The following is a 17,859-nucleotide window of genomic DNA, read 5'->3' as shown; positions in this document are numbered from 1 at the left end:
TGCTGCCTCTTCTGTGTGCGCGGTGCGAGGCGAGCGCGGGGGGTCGTGAACGTGACCGTGCCGGGGACGTCGGCTGCCTTACGGGCGGTGCCGTGAGGCACGGGACCACTGCCGACGCTCTAGCGCTCGAACCGCTGAGGGTGTCCCCCTCCGGGTCCCGTACGCAATGTGCCGTACGGTCTGGGAGGGCTGTCGGGTCGGAGCCGATCGGGCCACCGACCGGGCATCCTCATACATGCGGCCTGTCGAGTACGTCAGAGTGCTCAGCAGGCGCATTACCACCATACCCCGGATTCGCGCACATGCGATGGCCGATTTGGTCACGTAGTCGTCGTCACACTGATCGACCAGGACCTTCCCGGATGCGACGAGCGGGCTATTGTGCGCTTCATGACGAGCTCTGACAAGCCTGACCACGCCGCGGACGCCCCCGATCCCACCGCCGGACACACCGGCGTCGCCGCCCTGGACTGGACGGCCGCCTCAGCCGACCCGCAGTACCGCGCCGCCGTCGTGGACCTGCTCGGCGCGCTCGCGTACGGGGAGCTGGCGGCGTTCGAGCGGCTCGCGGAGGACGCCAAGCTGGCGCCGACGCTGGACGACAAGGCGGAGCTGGCGAAGATGGCCTCGGCCGAGTTCCACCACTTCGAGCGGCTGCGCGACCGGCTCGCCGAGATCGGCGAGGAGCCGACCCGCGCCATGGAGCCGTTCGTGGCCGCGTACGACGGTTTCCACAGGCAGACCGCGCCCTCCGACTGGCTGGAGGGGCTCGTCAAGGCCTACGTCGGCGACTCCATCGCCAGCGACTTCTACCGTGAGGTCGCCGCCCGGCTGGACTCCGACACCCGCGCCCTGGTGCTGGCCGTGCTGGACGACACCGGGCACGGAGGCTTCGCCGTGGAGAAGGTGCGCGCGGCGATCGACGCGGACCCGCGCGTGGGCGGGCGGCTCGCGCTGTGGGCGCGGCGGCTGATGGGGGAGGCCCTGTCCCAGTCCCAGCGGGTGGTCGCCGACCGGGACGCGCTGTCGACGATGCTCGTCGGCGGCGTCGCGGACGGCTTCGACCTCGCCGAGGTCGGCAAGATGTTCTCCCGCATCACCGAGGCCCACACCAAGCGCATGGCCGCACTGGGCCTGGCGGCCTGACCGCCGACGGTGCCGTCCTGGCTGTGGGCGGGGCGTCTCAGCGCCGGCCCCGGCGTGTGCCCCGCCGGCGGCGGCCGCCGGTCAGGCGGTCGCCGAGTGGCGGCGGAGTCTTCCCGCGGGGCGCAGCAGGAGCGACAGCGAGGCCACGGAGACGATCACCGCCCCGAGCAGGACGGTCAGCAGGCCGCCCGCGTCCAGCGCGGTGTGCGTGACGAAGGCGCCGAACAGGGCTCCGGCCACACCGGTCGACAGGACCAGTGCGCGGGCGGGCAGCCGATGGGGCAGGCGGCGCGTCGCCGCCCAGGCGAGAGCGAGGCCGAGGATCGCGGAGCTGAGCGCTTCCAAGAGCATGTCGGGGGTCCCTCCCACATGGCCGGCCTGCTCATATCGGTCGTAGCCCGTCATACCCCTGACCTGCGGAATCCAATCCTCCCCTGTGCGGAACCCGTGCTCCATCCGTGAACGCGCCCAGTACGCGCAAGGGCCCGGCGGTGTCGTACCGCCGGGCCCTCGCCCTGTCTTCCGCGTGCCGCCTACAGCGCGCCGAAGCCCACCTTGCGCGGGGCGGGCTCACCGATCTCGACGTACGCGAGGCGGTCGGCCGGGACCAGGAGCTTGCGGCCGTGCTCGTCCACGAGGCTCAGCAGCTGCGACTTCCCGGCGAGCGCCTCGGCCACCACGCGCTCGACCTCCTCGGCGCTCTGACCGCTCTCCAGAACGATCTCGCGCGGCGCGTGCTGCACGCCGATCTTGACCTCCACGGCTATGTCCCTCCGACGGTCAGTGAAGTGCGCGACCTTCCGCGCCGTACCCAGCACACATTAGCCCGGTGAGGGGACCTGCACGCTCCGCCCGGCCACGCCAGGAGCGAACAACCGACGGGAACAAACGACCGTCCCCCGGTGCCCGGTCCGTGTTCAGTGCTGCTGCTCGCCGCCCTGCTGGTGGTTGCTCTCGCTGCCGTGCAGCGGGAAGCCGGCGATGCCCCGCCAGGCCAGCGAGGTCAGCAGCTGGACCGCCTGCTCGCGCGGGACGGAGCGGTCACTGTGCAGCCAGGACCGCGCCACCACCTGGGCGAGCCCGCCCAGACCCGAGGCGAGCAGCATCGACTCGTCCCGGGACAGCCCGGTGTCCTCCGCGATGACGTCGCAGATCGCCTCGGCGCAGTCGTTGGTGACCTTGTCGACCCGCTCGCGCACGGCGGGCTCGTTGGTCAGGTCCGACTCGAAGACCAGGCGGAAGGCCCCGCCGTCGTCCTCGACGTACGCGAAGTACGCGTCCATCGTCGCCCGCACGCGCTGCTTGTTGTCGGTCGTCGACGCCAGCGCGCCCCGCACCGCCTGGATCAGCGACTCGCAGTGCTGGTCCAGCAGTGCGAGGTAGAGATCGAGCTTGCCCGGGAAGTGCTGGTAGAGCACCGGCTTGCTGACACCGGCGCGCTCGGCGATGTCGTCCATCGCGGCCGCGTGGTAGCCCTGCGCGACGAAGACTTCCTGGGCGGCGCCCAGGAGCTGGTTCCGTCGGGCTCGGCGCGGCAGGCGGGTGCCCCTCGGGCGTACCGCCTCTGTCTGCTCGATGGCTGTCACGCCGCCTCCCATTGTCGTCCACATGCGGTGTGAGCCGCGCCGCCATCGTACTTTTCGGTAACCGTGGTGTGCGCGCTGAGAACGCAGAATTTCACGGACCGGACGACGGCGAAAGGGGCACGGACGGTTTCAAAAGGTGTCAGAGCGGGCAAGATGCGTCCTCTTTCCTGCTCGTGTCACCGGTAGTCGTCTCACCGGTAGTCGTCCTCGTCGAGCGAGACGATCCTGGCCTGTTCCACCAGGTCCGCCTCGTTGGCGCGGTCGGGGTCGACACCCGTCAGCGGGTCGTCGCGGTCCGGCCTGATGTCCGCGTGCTGCTCGGCCGCGTCGACCTCGGGCGCCTCGACGTCGTACTCCTGACCCTCCTGCGCGTCCTCGGCGTCCTCGAACGTCTCGGGGTCGGTGGGGTCTACGGCCATGCTGGGCTCCCTTCCTACGAACGTCCCTGGAGAATGCAGGGGCCACATGCGGGTGCCCTCTGTACGAGCCTAGGAGACACCGGATCCGGACGCTATGCGATCCGCGACCGAGAGGTGACGCGGTGCGCACCCTGCGGTCGGCCTTGTGATGGCGAACACATGAACCACTACGTGATCGTCTCGTAACATTGCCGCATGTCTTCGACCGAGCTGCCGTCCGTGCCGCCCGCAAACGTGCTGCCCAAGGTGGCCGCCGTCAGGGTCGCGGAGGGCGAGCACCTCAGGTCGGTGCAGCTGCCCGGCGTCACCCTGACGGTACGGTCGCGCAAACCCGCACGCGAGGGCCTGCCGCCCGCGCTCTACGTCCACGGACTGGGCGGCTCCTCGCAGAACTGGTCGGCACTGATGCCCCTGCTCGACGACGTCGTCGACAACGAGGCCGTCGACCTGCCCGGCTTCGGCGACTCACCACCGCCCGACGACGGCAACTACTCGATCACCGCGCACGCACGCGCGGTGATCCGTTATCTCGACGCCGCCGGCCGCGGCCCGGTGCACCTTTTCGGCAACTCGCTGGGCGGCGCGGTCGCCACGCGCGTCGCCGCGGTACGCCCCGACCTGGTCCGCACGCTCACGCTCGTGTCCCCCGCCCTGCCCGAGCTGCGGGTGCAGCGCACCGCCGTACCGACGGCACTGCTCGCGATGCCCGGGGTGGCACCTCTGTTCACCCGGATCACCCGTGAGTGGTCGGCCGAGCAGCGGGTCCGCGGGGTGATGGCCCTCTGCTACGGGGATCCCACCCGCGTGACGCCGGAAGGCTTTCGCAACGCCGTGCAGGAGATGGAGCGGCGGCTGCGGCTGCCGTACTTCTGGGACGCGATGGCCCGCTCCGCGCGGGGGCTCGTCAACGCGTACACCCTGGGTGGCCAGCACGCCTTGTGGCGTCAGGCCGAGCGGGTGCTCGCGCCGACCCTGCTGATCTACGGCGGCCGGGACAAGCTCGTCGGCTTCCGCATGGCCCAGCGGGCGGCCCGCGCGTTCCGGGACTCCCGGCTGGTGACGCTGCCGGAGGCGGGGCACGTGGCGATGATGGAGTACCCCGAGACGGTGGCCGCCGCGTTCCGTGAACTCCTCGCGGATGCAACGGATTCCGGGGTCGAGGGGGATACTTTGGAGCCGGGCACGAAGCGTGCCCCGGATTCGTCCGCCGAAACCGGTGCGGACGGGACCGCCGACGGCGGGGTCACCGCCGACAACGTGAGGGGCTGAGGCGCGACGTGGGACGCCACAGCCGCCGTGGACCCGCCCCCAAGGGCGACACCGCGGAGACGACCGCGGTACGCGAGGGACGTGCGGGCAGAGGCGAGACCCGCCGCGGCGCGGGCCGCTGGGCTGCCGCCGGCCCGCAGGGGGCCCGGCCTCAGCAGGCTCCGCCCGGGTACGGGGGGCCGGGGAATGCGGCTTCGGCGGCCCATGAGCCGTCTGCGCATGGCACCCCGGGCGCCTACGACGCTTCGGCGTACGGAACTCCGTTCCATGGCAGTCCGGCGTACGGCCCTCCGGCGTCAGGAACTCCGGCTCACGGCACCCCGGGCCACGGTGCGCCTGCGTATGAGGCGCCCAGTGGGTTCGGGACGCCTGCCCACGGTTCGCCGCGTTTCCCGGACGGGACGCCTGCCCGTGGCGTTCCCCGCATCTCGGACGGGACTCCCGCGCGGGGCGTCCCGCGTCTGCCGGACGGGACTCCTGCTCACGGGGTGCCGCGTCTGCCGGACGGGACGCCCGCGCATGGCGTCCCGCGTCTGCCGGACGGGACTCCTGCTCACGGGGTGCCGCGTCTGCCGGACGGCACGCCCGCGCATGGGGTGCCGCGGCTCCCGGACGGGACTCCTGCGCACGGCGTTCCCCGCTTCCCCGACGGCACGCCCGTCCACGGCACGCCTCAGGTGCGTGGTGGGCACCCCGAGCAGCGGGAAGGCGGGGGCGGCTGGGGCGAGTTGACGGGACGGACGGCCGCGGGGGCCGGTTACGGCATGCCGGCCGGCGCGACCGTGCCCGTGCCGCGGCAGCGGCAGGCGCCCGGCCGAGGGCCCCGGCAGGAGTACCTCGACGCCTTCGACGAGGCCGACGACCTCTTCACCCCGCGCAGGCCCGCCCGCCCTGCTCACCCGGCCGCGGACCCCTACGCCGCCGTCACCGACTGGGACGCCGCTCCCGCCGCCCAGGCACCCGCCGAGCCGGACGACGACGATGCGCCGCCCACCGGTGTGCCCGCACAGAGCCGCGGCGGCAAGGGGCGCGCGTTCACCGGGATCGCGGCGGCGGCCGTCACCACCGTGCTGGCCGTCGTCGTGGCCGGACAGGTCACCGACGACCGCGGCGGTGACGGCGTCCAGTCACAGTCCGCCCCCGAACAGGCGCGCGACGTCCGGAACCCCGCCTCACGCGGGGACGACCGGGAGACGCCCGCCGGGGTGCCCGACGCGAGGCCGCTGACGTACGAGCACAAGATGAGCAAGCGGTATCCGCTCAGCGCCACCCTCGACGGCTCGGGCACGTTCGAGGCGATCCCCGGCATCGACAAGGCGCCGGGCACGGGACAGAAGATCACCTACCGGGTGGACGTGGAGAAAGGACTCGGCCTGGACGGCGAGCTCTTCGCTCAGGCCGTGCACAAGACCCTCAACGACGACCGCAGCTGGGCGCACAACGGCGCACGCACCTTCGAGCGCATCCACTCCGGCCGGCCCGACTTCGTGATCACCCTCGCCAGCCCGGGCACCACCGCCGAATGGTGCGCCAAGTCCGGCCTGGACACCACCGTCGACAACGTCTCCTGCGACTCGGCCGCCACCGAGCGCGTGATGATCAACGCCTACCGGTGGGCGCAGGGCGCCGAGACCTACGGCGACAACCTCCACGCCTACCGCCAGATGCTGATCAACCACGAGACCGGTCACCGCCTGGGCTACGACCACGTCACCTGTGACAAGGACGGCGATCTGGCCCCGGTCATGCAGCAGCAGACCAAGTTCCTCGACCACGACGGCATCAGCTGCCGCCCCAACCCCTGGGCGTACCCGAACAGCTGACGGAGCGCACCGGCGCGTAGCGCGACCAAACGCGCCCCGCACGGGAAAGTTACGACCGTTCACCCCTTTTGGTGGAGCGACGGACAACCGTCCATCGCTCCACCGCCTTGTCCGCATACGTTCGTCCCGCTGCGAGCCGCCGGGGCAACGGCGGCTCCCCAAACGGGAGATCGGGGGTGCACGTGCGCATCGGACTGCTTACGGAGGGTGGCTACCCGTATGTGAGCGGTGACGCCAGGCTCTGGTGCGACCGTCTCGTGCGCGGGCTCGGTCAACACGAGTTCGACGTCTACGCGTTCAGCCGCAGCCAGGCGCAGGAGGACGAGGGCTGGGTCCCGCTGCCGCCGCAGGTCAGCCGCGTGCGCACCGCACCGCTGTGGACGCCCGAGGACGACGGGGTGGTGTACGGGCGACGCGCACGCCGGCGCTTCACGGAGCACTACGGCGAACTGGCCGCCGCGCTCTGCACCGCCGATCCCGCCGACCTCGCCGGCGAGCGCTCGCAGTCGTCGGGTGCACGTCCCGAGCCGACCGCCACGCGCCCCGCCACGGCCGACGCGCACCGCGTGCCGCCCGAGGCGGACCGTTTCACCAACGCCCTGTACGGCCTCGCCGAACTCGCCCGCGACGAGGGCGGACTGGCGTCGGCGCTCCGCTCCGAGACCGCCGTGCGCGCCCTGGAGCGCGCCTGTCGTGCGCCCGGCGCCCGGCGCCCCGCACGCGAGGCCCGCGTACCCGATCTGCTCGCCGTGGCAGCGCATCTTGAGCGCGCTCTGCGCCCCCTCACCCTCGACTGGTACGAGGAGGACGGCCTGGGAGCAGTCGACCTGTGCCACGCCGCATCCGGCGGAACGGCCGCCCTGACGGGCCTCCTCGCCCACCACTTCTTCGGCATCCCGCTGCTGGTGACCGAGTACGGCGTGCGCCTGCGCACCCACTACCTCACCCGGCCGGACTCCTCACCGGCCGTCCGGTCGATGCTCGCCGCCTTCCACGGCCGGCTCGCCGCCGAGACCTACCGGCAGGCCGCGTTCATCACCCCGGGCAACACCCACGCCCGCCGCTGGCAGGAACGGTGCGGCGCCGACCGGGCGAAGCTGCGCACGGTCTACCCCGGCATGGACGCCGCTCCCTTCGCCGAGGTGGGCGAGGCCCCGGAGAGCGCGGACCCGCACACCCTCGTCTGGGTCGGCCGTGTGGAACCCGCGAAGGACCTGGTGTCGCTGCTGCACGCCTTCGCGGAGATCCGCAAGGAGGAGCCGGGAACCCGGCTGCGGATCATCGGCGGCCCGTCCGGCCCCGAAGGCGCCGCCTACCTGGGCCACTGCAGGATGCTCGCCGCCCAGCTCTTCCCCGACGAGGCCGAGGGACCGCACGCCGTGGGGGACAACCCCGTGTCCTTCGAGGAGATCGGCGGCCCGGAGCTGCCCACCCCCGCCGACGCGTACGCCGCCGGCGCCGTGACCGTTCTGTCCAGCGTGGTCGAGGGCTTCCCCGTCGGACTGGTCGAGGCGATGTTCTGCGGCCGGGCGACGGTCTCCACGGACGTCGGCGCGGTCGTCGAGGTCATCGGCGGCACCGGCCTCGTCGTACCGCCGCGCAACCCGCGGGCGCTCGCCGAGGCGTGCGTGTCCCTGCTGCGCGCCCCGGAGCGGCGCGAGCGCCTCGGAGCCGCCGCGCGCGCCCGCGCACTCGAACTGTTCACCGTCGAGCAGAACATCGCCGCGTTCCACGGCATCTACCTGGAGATCGTCGCGCGGACCCCGGTCCGCCGCGTCCTCCTGGACGACACCGGCGACCCTCTGCCCTTCGCCAGCCCCGCCGAGGCCCACGTCCCCGGCCACTGGACCGACCCCGCGCCCCGCCCCGCCCCCACCTGGGCGGTACGGGACGCGGTCTCCGCCACGGAGGCAGCACGATGACCGACCTCAGCGCACTGGACCGCGAGCCGGCCACACCCGCACCCCGGCGAGGCGCCGACCCCGTGAAGGCCCTGCTGCACCGTCACCGCGAACTGTGCGAGACCGCCGTCGACCCGCTGGAGATCGCGGCCGGCCTGGAGGCCCACGGCGTCACCGACCGGACCGCCGCCCGCTTCCGTCACCGGGACGTCTTCTCCCTAGCCGAGGAGCTCTACGCCCGCGCCAACCACCACACCGACACACCCTCCACCACCGCACCCGCCCCCGCGCCCCGTACCGCCTGGGCCGTCCTCACCCTCCTGCCCGGCCTGCTCTGCCTCGCCACGATCGCGGCGCTCCGCCTCACCCACGGCCAAGCCCGCCTCCTGACCGCTGCCGCGGGCACCCTGGCGCTCGTCCTCACCCTCCGCGCAGCCCTGCGCCGAGGCCCCCTGCGCGCACACCACGCCCCGGGCACGACCCTCCCGACCTACTGGCTCATCGCGTACGCCCTCCTGGGTGAAGGTCTGCTCCAGGCCGCGCTCACCGGCGGCCCCGACACCCCGCCCACGACAGCCGACTGGCCCCTCACCACGGCCCCCGTCGCGGCCCTCACCCTCGCCTGCGCCCCCGCAGCCTGGACGACCCACCTCTTCACCACCCGCACGCACCGCAAACTCACCGCGAGCCGCGCCCTGGAGGACTTCGCCACCTCGGTACGCCCCCTTCTCCTCGCCACCGTCACGCTCCACCTGGTCGCCCTGGCAGCCCTGGCCACCCTCACCGCCACCCTCCTCGACGAACCCTCCGCCCTGCCCGCGACCCTCACCCTGGGCGCCCTCCTCCACCTGGCCCGCCTCCTCGCCATCCACGGCTTCACCCACGCCCCCAAGGTGATCCTCACCGCCACGGCTCTCGCGCAGGCAGCAGCCCTGGCCACCGTCTTCGCCGCCCGCCTCCCCGGCTGCGCCGCTCTGGCCACCCCCGTGGAGGCGCTGCTCACCGCCTGGACCCCGGCCGCCGTTCCCACCCTCACCTGCGGCGCGGCGGCCCTCACCCTGCTGCTCCACGCAGCGCGCAAGCTCACCCGCGCCTCGGCCCACGCGGAGGCCCGCCGATGACGTACGCACGGAAAGCCGCCTACGGCGTGAAGCCGGTCGAACGGAGGACGGACACCACCGCCCCGTCCCCGTCCCACCCACCACCCGTAGGCGCTACGCGCACCCCCACCGAAGCCGCACTGGCACCGCAGGCATGCAACGCGCACCCCCACCGGCCCCCACACCGCACTCGACCCCGAACCGCACTCCCCCCACCGCACTCGACCCCACACCCGCACAAAGGAGAACCCCACATGATCACCCGCCCAGCAGCCTCGGACGACGCCGAAGGAGCCGCCCGATGAGAGTCCTGCTGATCGGAGCCAACGGCTACATCGGCCGCTTCGTGGCCGACCGCCTCCTCGCCGACCCGGCCGTCCAGCTCACCGCCCTCGGCCGCGGCGACGACGCCGACGTCCGTTTCGACCTCGCCACCGGCAGCCCCGGCGCCCTCACCCGCTTCCTCGACGCGGTCCACCCCGGTGTCGTGATCAACTGCGCCGGCGCCACCCGGGGCGGCGCCCGGGAACTCACCCGGCACAACACCGTCGCCGTCGCCACCGTCTGCGAGGCCCTGCGCCGCAGCGGCTGCGGCGCCCGCCTCGTGCAGATCGGCTGCAGCTCGGAGTACGGCCCCAGCCAGCCCGGTTCCTCCACGGCGGAGGACGCCGTCCCCCGCCCCGGCGGCCCGTACGGCGTCAGCAAGCTCGCCGCCACCGAACTGGTCCTCGGCTCCGGCCTGGACGCGGTGGTCCTGCGGGTCTTCTCACCCGCGGGCCCCGGCACCCCCGCCGGTTCCCCGCTCGGCCGCCTCGCCGAGGCCATGCGCCGGGCCATGCAGTCCGGCGACGGCGAGCTGAAGCTCGGCGGCCTCGGCGCCCAGCGGGACTTCATCGACGTACGTGACGTCGCCCGTGCGGTCCACGCCGCCTCGCTCTCCGCGGCGCAGGGCGTCATCAACATCGGTTCGGGCCGGGCCGTCCGGCTGCGCGACGCCGCCGCGATCCTCGCCCGGGTCGCCGGATACGGCGGCGCCCTCCACGAACTCGACAGCCCCGGCATCCACGCCCCGCACGCGCTCCACGCCACGCACAGCCCGCACCTCAGGCCGACCATCGGCCACCCGCGATCCGCCGACCCCGAGCACCACGCGACCCCCGCCGCGTTCCCGTACCCGGACGGCTGCGGCAGCTGGCAGCAGGCCGACGTCCGCACGGCACGCGACCGGCTCGGCTGGCGCCCCCGGATCAACCTGGAAGAGTCCCTGGCCGACATCTGGATGGAGGCGGCATGCCGTATCTGAGCCGCGCCAAACAGACAAGCTATTACGCCCACCGAACCTCGCAGACAGCACAGACGACCGCCGACCGGACCGCCTTCGCCGTCCCCGGCCTCGCTCACCCCCTCCTCGCCGCCGCCGAATGGACGGAACTCACCACCCCCGGCATCCCCCTCCGCTGGGTCGTCCTCGACGTCGCCGACGGCCCCGGCGTCCAGCCCGACCCGCACTGCCTGGAGGCCGCCGGCCGCCTGCGCAACGCCGGTGTCCGCGTCCTCGGCCATCTCGACTCGGCCTACGGCTCGCGCAGCTTCGGCGAGCTGATCTCGGACGCCCACCGCTTCCTCGACTGGTACCAGGTCGACGGATTCCTCCTGGACCGCTGCCCCGCCGACGCTGCCGCGCTCACCGAGGTCCGGCGCACGGTCACCACGCTCCGTGTGCTCCGTGACGATGCCCACATCGTCCTCGGCCACGGCACCCACCCGCACCCCGGCTACGCCGGCTTCGCCGACCAGCTGGTCACCTTTGCCGGCCCGTGGAGCGACTACCGCTGGTCCCAGGTCGCCGAGTGGACGGCGGACCACCCGCCGGAGCGCTTCTGCCACTTCGTCCACGGCGTGCCACGCCCGCACATCGAGGAGGCGCTGCGCATCGCCCGCTGGCAGGGCGCGGCGACGATCTACTTCACGGACCGCACCGCCCCCTGGGGGTCCCTGCCCTGGGAATCCCTGCCCGGCTACTGGGACGAAATCGTCTCGCGTGTCGGAACGGGTGTCTCGGAATGAAAAAGGCCGTGGCACTGTTACGGGGAGAACAACCGTACTGATTGACCGACCAACGGAGTCCCCGTGTCGCTGCCACCCCTGGTTGAGCCCGCCTCCGAGCTCACCGTAGACGAGGTTCGCAGGTACTCCCGCCACCTGATCATCCCCGACGTGGGGATGGACGGGCAGAAGCGGCTGAAGAACGCCAAGGTGCTCTGTGTGGGCGCCGGCGGCCTGGGTTCGCCGGCGCTGATGTACATGGCCGCAGCGGGCGTGGGCACGCTCGGCATCGTGGAGTTCGACGAGGTCGACGAGTCGAACCTGCAGCGCCAGGTCATCCACAGCCAGGCCGACATCGGCCGCCCCAAGGCCGAGTCCGCCCGTGACACCGTCAAGGGCATCAACCCGTACGTGAACGTGGTCCTTCACGAGGAGCGGCTCGAGGCCGACAACGTGATGGACATCTTCAGCCAGTACGACCTGATCGTCGACGGCACGGACAACTTCGCGACCCGCTACCTGGTCAACGACGCCTGCGTGCTGCTGAACAAGCCGTACGTCTGGGGTTCGATCTACCGCTTCGACGGCCAGGCCTCCGTCTTCTGGTCCGAGCACGGCCCCTGCTACCGCTGCCTGTACCCGGAGCCCCCGCCCCCCGGCATGGTCCCCTCCTGCGCCGAGGGCGGCGTGCTCGGCGTGCTGTGCGCGTCCATCGGCTCCATCCAGGTCAACGAGGCCATCAAGCTGCTCGCCGGCATCGGCGAGCCGCTGGTCGGCCGCCTGATGATCTACGACGCCCTGGAGATGCAGTACCGCCAGGTCAAGGTCCGCAAGGACCCGAACTGCGCGGTCTGCGGCGAGAACCCGACCGTCACCGAGCTCATCGACTACGAGGCCTTCTGCGGCGTCGTCTCCGAGGAGGCCCAGGCGGCGGCCGCCGACTCGACGATCACTCCCAAGCAGCTCAAGGAGTGGATCGACGACGGCGAGAACATCGAGCTCATCGACGTCCGCGAGCCGAACGAGTTCGAGATCGTGTCCATCCCGGGCGCCCGGCTGATCCCCAAGAACGAGTTCCTCATGGGGACCGCCCTGGAGGGTCTGCCGCAGGACAAGAAGATCGTCTTGAATTGCAAGACGGGCGTCCGCAGTGCGGAAGTCCTGGCGGTCCTGAAGTCCGCGGGCTTCTCCGACGCCGTCCACGTCGGCGGCGGCGTCATCGGCTGGGTCAACCAGATCGAACCCCACAAGCCGGTCTACTGATCACGGCTCTCGCTGACCAGCGGGACTGACGAAGCCCACGGCTCTGACCAGTTCAGACGCCGTGGGCTTCTGCCGTTGCCGACCGACGGCGGGTGGCCCGGAGACGACCCGGGCTACGGATGGCTGGGCGGGAGTGCCCCGAACACCAACCTGTGGGCGGAGACCACCACCAAGCCTGTCGCACTGCATCTGGAGCCAGGCCCGGACGACGCCGAGACCTATCCCGCATCGTGCGACTGCACGATCAACGCCGATGGCTCCATGGGAGCCCCCTGCACCAAGGCGATGCCGACGAGACCCCGCCGTGTGGCATCAGGTACCTCCGCGCCACCGACGGCAAGCGCGGGTGTTCTCCCGGACGGCACGTTCGAAACCACCCAGCCCATGAACGTCCAGGAGACCCAGTCCACCAACCCTTGAAACAGCATGCTGGGCCAGCGGTTTTTGCCTTTCGATGAACCGCGCATTGCCGACTCTCGAACCGGCCCGCCTAGGGTCCCTTGGGTTGGCATGTGCACAGAGCGAAGTACGGGGGTTGGGTGTCGTGTCGGACTTGAGCAAGGAAGCTGCGTCGCTGCACAAGGCGGCTTCGGGGCTGCGCAAGGTGGGGCTGCATACGGCGAAGCCGTTGCAGGAGTTCAAGGCCGCCTCGCATGACCTGTCCGCGCTCGGGGCGCTGGGTTCGCTCCTGGGTGCCAAGGACGAGATTCAGGAGGGGATGACCACCCTCGCCAAGCTCACGAAAGAGCTCGACGAGGAGTGGGAGGCAGAGGCCAAGCTGATCGGCGAGGTTTCCGACGCCTTCGATCTGCTCGACATACTCCTGGCGGCGCAGGTCGGCGCCAAGAAGGGCTGAGCCGGGCGTGGTCGACCTCAACCCCCTGCACTACATCAACAAGTTCAACCACATGATGGGCGACAGCGTCGCCCAGGGTCTGGAGTTCCTGGGTATCACCGACCCGGCCGTGGACCCGGACGGCATACGGGAGATCGCCAAGAAGTGGCGGCACCTGGCGACCGGGCTGGACGAGGCCGCGGCGGCGGCCGGCAAGGCGCTGCGGGACGTGGAGTGGGAGGGCAAGGCCGCCAAGGCGTTCCACAAGCGCTCCAAGGCCGCCCGTAAGCAGGCCACCGACATGGCGGACGCGCTGCGCGAGGGCGCCAAGGCGCTGGACGACTTCGCCGACACGGCACACGAGCTGCTCACCGAGATCGGCGTACTCCTGGTGGAGATCGCCGAGTTCGAGATCGCCGGCCTGGCGCTGTCCGTGCTGACCGGCGGTGCCTCCGCGGTCGTGTCCTCTCTCATGGCCGGTCAGCGGGCGGCGAAGGTCGTCGCGCTCGTCGCTCGGATCGAGAAGGAGGGCACGACCCTCGCCGCCGCGATCCGCACCGTCATGGAGACCATCCGCGCCGTGGAGCGGGCACTGAAGGCGCTGAAGCAGATCCGGGGCGTCGCCTTTGCCGCCCGGATGGGCAAGGAAGGAGCGAAGTTCGCCGCCTTCGACACCTTGCTGAAAGACCCGAACGCCTTCTCCGACCCGGACAAGCTGGCCAAGATCCTCACCGAGGGTGCTCTGCTGGGCGTTGGCTTCGGTGCCCTGGGCAAGGCCCTCGGCAAGGGCCTCAAAGCCCTCAAGCCCGCCCAACTGGCCGAGCTGACCAAGGGCCTGAAGCTGAACTGCGCCACCTTCGAGCGGCTGAGGCTGAACCCGGGCTTCAACAAGCTGCCGGCGTCGATCCGCAACATGGTCAAGAAGTTCGTGCGAGACCCGATCGACGTGGCCACCGGCGACATGGCCCTCACCCGCACCGACGTGACGCTCCCCGGCGTCCTGCCGCTGATCCTGGAACGCACGCACATATCGTCGTACCGCTTCGGAGGCTGGTTCGGTCCCACCTGGGCCTCGACCCTCGACCAGCGTGTGCAGGCCGACGACGAGGGCCTCGTCTACGCCACCGCGGACGGCGCCCGCATCTGCTTCCCTCTCCCGGACCCCGACACGAACGAACAGGTCAGCCCGGAGACTCCCGGCTCCCGCCTTCTCCTGGGCTGGGACGACGAGGTGGACGGCGCGCTCCGTATCACGGATCCCGAAACCGGCCTGACCCACGTCTTCCACAGCCCCGTCCCCGCGGCTGACGACACAGCGGTCGATCTGCCACTGCAGCACATCCAGGACCGCAGCGGCAACCGCATCACCATCGTCTACGCCGACGGCGGCGACATCCCCACCGCAGTGGTCCACTCCGGTGGCTATCACCTAGCCCTGGACCACCACCCCACCCTGTCCCGCATCACCGGCCTGCGGCTGCTCGACCCGACCGATCCCCAGGCACTCGGCACCACTCTGCTCACCCTCGGCTACGACGAAGACGGCCATCTGGTCGAGGAGATCAACTCCTCCGGCCTGCCGATGCGTTACGCCTACGACGCAGAAGGCCGCATCACGTCGTGGACCGACCGCAACGACATGACGTACTGGTACGTGTACGACGACCAAGGCCGAGTCGTGGCCACAGGAGGCACTGGCAACGCCCTCGCCTCGACCCTCGAATACGACGACACAGCCCGTATCACTCGCGTCACCGACTCCTTGGGCCACACCTGCGTCTACGAACACAACGAAAACCTGCGCCTGATCCGTGAAACCGACCCGCTCGGCAACGTCACGACTCAGGAGTGGGACGAGGAACTGCAACTTGTCGCGGTGACGGACCCGTTGGGCGCCGTCAGGCGATACGCGTATGACGAACACGGCCGCGTCACGCAGGTGGTGCGGCCGGACGGCCAGGAACTGTGTTCCGAGTACAACGCCCTCGGCCTGCCCACGATCATCACCGGGCCCGACGGGGCGGTCTGGCGCCAGGAGTACAACGAGCATGGCGACCGGGTCGCCGTGACCGACCCGGTAGGGGCCACTACCCGCTTCACCTTCGACGCCAAGGGACGCTTGACCTCTGTCACGGATGCGCTGGGGAACACGACGCGAGTCCGGTGCAACGAGGCAGGTCTGCCCATCGAGTTCACCGATCCGCTGGGAGCACTCACCCGGTACACGCGTGACGCCTTCGGTCGCCCGACCCTGATCACCGACCCTCTCGGAAACGCGACCCGCCAGGAGTGGACAGCAGAGGGCAAGCTCATCTGCCGAACCGCAGCGGACGGAACCACCGAGAGGTGGACGTACGACGCTGAAGGCAACTGCATTACCCACGAGGACGCCACCGGAGCAGTCACGCGGTTCGAGTACACCCACTTCGACCTGTTGGCAGCCCGCACCGGGCCCGACGGCGTGCGTCACACCTATGCCTACGACACCGAGCTTCGCCTACGAGAGGTCACCAACCCCCTCGGCATGCGCTGGGTTTATGTCTACGACGCCTCCGGGCAGCTGGTCTCCGAGACGGACTTCGACGGCCGCACGATCACCTACGCTCACGACGGAGCGGGCCGCCTCACCGCCTGTACTGATGCGCTGGGCGAGACCACCCGTTTCGAGCGGGACGCCCTGGGACAGCTCACGCGCAAGGAGGCCGTCGACCAGATCACCACCTACACGTACACCCCGACAGGCCAGCTCGCCACGGCCACCACCGGAGACGTCACGCTCTGGCGCGCCTACGACCCTGCGGGCCGCTTGCTGTCGGAAACCGTCAACGGCCGTACGACCACCTACGCATACGACCCACTGGGTCGCCGCACGAGGCGCACCACCCCCACCGGGGCGGTCAGCCGCTGGAGCTACGACGCAGCAGGTCACCCCGCCGCACTGAACACCGCCGGGCACACGATCAACTTCACGCACGATGCGGCCGGCCGCGAAGTGAGCCGTCACATCGGCACGACAGCCGTCCTGAGTCACTCCTTCGACGCAGTGGGCCGCCTCGCCACCCAGTCCTTGCTGGATCCCACAGGCCGGACCCTCCAAGAAAGGGGCTACGCCTACCGGGCGGACGGGCAGCTCATCCGCATCGCGGATCGACTCAACGGCACCCGTCATTTCCACCTCGACGCCGTCGGCCGTGTCACGGGCGTCCACGCCGCGGACTGGACCGAGCGCTACGCCTATGACGCACTCGGCAACCAGATCGACGCATCCTGGCCCGCAGTGCACCCGGGCCATGAGGCCAATGGCCTGCGCGACTACGCCGGCACACGCATCACCAGCGCCGGCAACGTCCGGTACGAGCACGACCGGGCCGGCCGCATCACGGTGCGCCAGAAGACCCGACTGTCCCGCAAACCGGACACCTGGCGCTTCACCTGGAACTCCGAGGACCGTCTCACCTCTGTCACGACGCCGGACGGTACCCGGTGGCGGTACCTCTATGACCCACTCGGGCGACGGATCGCCAAGATGCGCCTGTCCTCTGATGAAAGCACGGTCGTCGAAAGAACCGACTTCACCTGGGACGGCACCACCCTCTGCGAGCAGACCACCTCGTCTTTCGAGCTGCCCCGTCCGGTAACCCTCACCTGGGACCACCAAGGCCTGCACCCGATCGCTCAGACGGAACGCATCGACGTCGACGACGCGACACAGGACGAGATCGACGCCCGGTTCTTCGCCATCGTCACCGACCTGGTCGGTACTCCGACGGAACTCGTCGACGAGACCGGCGGGATCGCCTGGCGCACACGGAGCACCTTGTGGGGCACCACGTCATGGGCGTCGGACAGCACCACGTACACGCCTCTACGGTTTCCGGGCCAATACTTCGACCCGGAGACAGAACTCCACTACAACTACCACCGGCACTACGATCCGGAGACCGCCCGCTACCTCACCCCCGACCCGCTCGGGCTTGCACCCGCGCCCAACCCATCCACGTATGTACACAATCCGCACACGTGGACCGACCCCCTGGGACTCGCGCCAGGGTGTGAGGAGACCATCCCGGGATATCGCAAGCAGACCGATCACCCCCTGAGTCGGCGGATCCACATCGGTGAGGACGGCAAGGTGACCATCACCGGCAAGGGAGCCCTGTACGTGAACTTGAGCGGGGATATGGGGCATACGGTACGGTTTCGCGGCGAGGGCGGACAGATCGTTGAATTCCAGATATCGTCAGAATTCCGGGAGATGATCAGAAGGACGGCGATTCCCCAGAAGCAGCCGGAGGGTCTGGGGTTCACCAAGGAAGAGTGGAAGCAACTCAAGAAGATCTGCCCTGAGATCTCGGACCCGACCATGGGAGACGACCTCTACGGAATTCCCAGCGGTATGCTCGATGAGTTCAGGAGAGAAGTGGCGAAGTATCCGGGCAGGGTAGTCCAGGAAGGCTGACGGAGAAACTCC

General features: G+C 70.6%; 14 protein-coding genes and 1 pseudogene. 11 read left to right on the top strand and 4 right to left on the bottom strand.

The genetic code is table 11. From position 1 onward, the window contains the following. The first annotated feature begins 390 nt into the window (after positions 1 to 390). Positions 391 to 1,146, top strand: coding sequence for a ferritin-like fold-containing protein (locus AB0412_RS29705; RefSeq protein WP_366405676.1), 756 nt, complete (start codon positions 391 to 393; stop codon positions 1,144 to 1,146). A gap of 81 nt (positions 1,147 to 1,227) precedes the next feature. On the opposite strand, the gene AB0412_RS29700 is transcribed toward AB0412_RS29705, so the two are convergent. From AB0412_RS29700 to AB0412_RS29685, 4 genes are all read right to left on the bottom strand, one after another. Beyond that, complete coding sequence (locus AB0412_RS29700; protein WP_366405675.1) at positions 1,228 to 1,497, bottom strand: hypothetical protein; 270 nt, start codon at positions 1,495 to 1,497, stop codon at positions 1,228 to 1,230. Positions 1,498 to 1,679: 182 nt separating this feature from the next. After that, positions 1,680 to 1,907 (bottom strand): DUF3107 domain-containing protein, encoded by a 228-nt coding sequence (locus AB0412_RS29695; RefSeq protein WP_260827407.1) that lies wholly within the window; start codon positions 1,905 to 1,907, stop codon positions 1,680 to 1,682. Positions 1,908 to 2,063: 156 nt separating this feature from the next. Continuing rightward, positions 2,064 to 2,732 carry a TetR/AcrR family transcriptional regulator gene (locus AB0412_RS29690; RefSeq protein ID WP_366405674.1) on the bottom strand — a complete coding sequence of 223 codons (669 nt, stop codon included), beginning with the start codon at positions 2,730 to 2,732 and terminating at the stop codon, positions 2,064 to 2,066. A 191-nt stretch (positions 2,733 to 2,923) separates the two neighbouring features. Beyond that, positions 2,924 to 3,151 carry a hypothetical protein gene (locus AB0412_RS29685; protein ID WP_366405673.1) on the bottom strand — a complete coding sequence of 76 codons (228 nt, stop codon included), beginning with the start codon at positions 3,149 to 3,151 and terminating at the stop codon, positions 2,924 to 2,926. Positions 3,152 to 3,346: 195 nt separating this feature from the next. On the opposite strand from AB0412_RS29685, the gene AB0412_RS29680 reads away from it, so the two are divergent. The 10 genes and pseudogenes from AB0412_RS29680 (at position 3,347) to AB0412_RS29635 (ending at position 17,847) form a co-directional block, all read left to right on the top strand. Then, entirely contained in the window at positions 3,347 to 4,420 is a 1,074-nt protein-coding gene (locus AB0412_RS29680; RefSeq protein ID WP_366405672.1) for an alpha/beta hydrolase, read from the top strand. 488 nt (positions 4,421 to 4,908) lie between these two features. Next, entirely contained in the window at positions 4,909 to 6,243 is a 1,335-nt protein-coding gene (locus AB0412_RS29675) for a DUF3152 domain-containing protein (protein ID WP_366405671.1), read from the top strand. Between the two features lie 182 nt (positions 6,244 to 6,425). After that, positions 6,426 to 8,165, top strand: a complete 1,740-nt coding sequence (locus tag AB0412_RS29670) for a DUF3492 domain-containing protein (RefSeq protein WP_366405723.1) — start codon at positions 6,426 to 6,428, stop codon at positions 8,163 to 8,165. Next, entirely contained in the window at positions 8,162 to 9,265 is a 1,104-nt protein-coding gene (locus tag AB0412_RS29665; RefSeq protein WP_366405670.1) for a hypothetical protein, read from the top strand. The genes AB0412_RS29670 and AB0412_RS29665 overlap by 4 nt, the downstream gene beginning before the upstream one ends. A 280-nt stretch (positions 9,266 to 9,545) precedes the next feature. Next, on the top strand, positions 9,546 to 10,547 hold the full coding sequence (locus tag AB0412_RS29660) for an NAD-dependent epimerase/dehydratase family protein (RefSeq protein WP_366405669.1): 1,002 nt from the start codon (positions 9,546 to 9,548) through the stop codon (positions 10,545 to 10,547). Next, complete coding sequence (locus AB0412_RS29655) at positions 10,535 to 11,311, top strand: spherulation-specific family 4 protein (protein WP_366405668.1); 777 nt, start codon at positions 10,535 to 10,537, stop codon at positions 11,309 to 11,311. The genes AB0412_RS29660 and AB0412_RS29655 overlap by 13 nt, the downstream gene beginning before the upstream one ends. A gap of 63 nt (positions 11,312 to 11,374) precedes the next feature. Continuing rightward, a complete protein-coding gene (gene moeZ / locus AB0412_RS29650) occupies positions 11,375 to 12,553 on the top strand; it encodes an adenylyltransferase/sulfurtransferase MoeZ (protein ID WP_366405667.1) in 1,179 nt (392 codons plus the stop codon). A 138-nt stretch (positions 12,554 to 12,691) separates the two neighbouring features. Continuing rightward, positions 12,692 to 12,973: pseudogene (locus AB0412_RS29645) on the top strand (hypothetical protein); the annotation flags it as partial. A gap of 124 nt (positions 12,974 to 13,097) precedes the next feature. After that, on the top strand, positions 13,098 to 13,409 hold the full coding sequence (locus AB0412_RS29640; protein WP_366405666.1) for a hypothetical protein: 312 nt from the start codon (positions 13,098 to 13,100) through the stop codon (positions 13,407 to 13,409). A 7-nt stretch (positions 13,410 to 13,416) separates the two neighbouring features. Beyond that, complete coding sequence (locus AB0412_RS29635; RefSeq protein WP_366405665.1) at positions 13,417 to 17,847, top strand: DUF6531 domain-containing protein; 4,431 nt, start codon at positions 13,417 to 13,419, stop codon at positions 17,845 to 17,847. Positions 17,848 to 17,859: the final 12 nt, after the last annotated feature.

The sequence above is a fragment of the Streptomyces sp. NPDC052012 genome (assembly GCF_040689265.1).
Lineage (GTDB): Bacteria > Actinomycetota > Actinomycetes > Streptomycetales > Streptomycetaceae > Streptomyces.
Note: the sequence above shows the minus strand (reverse complement) of the source record. Positions and strands in the feature narration are given on the sequence as shown.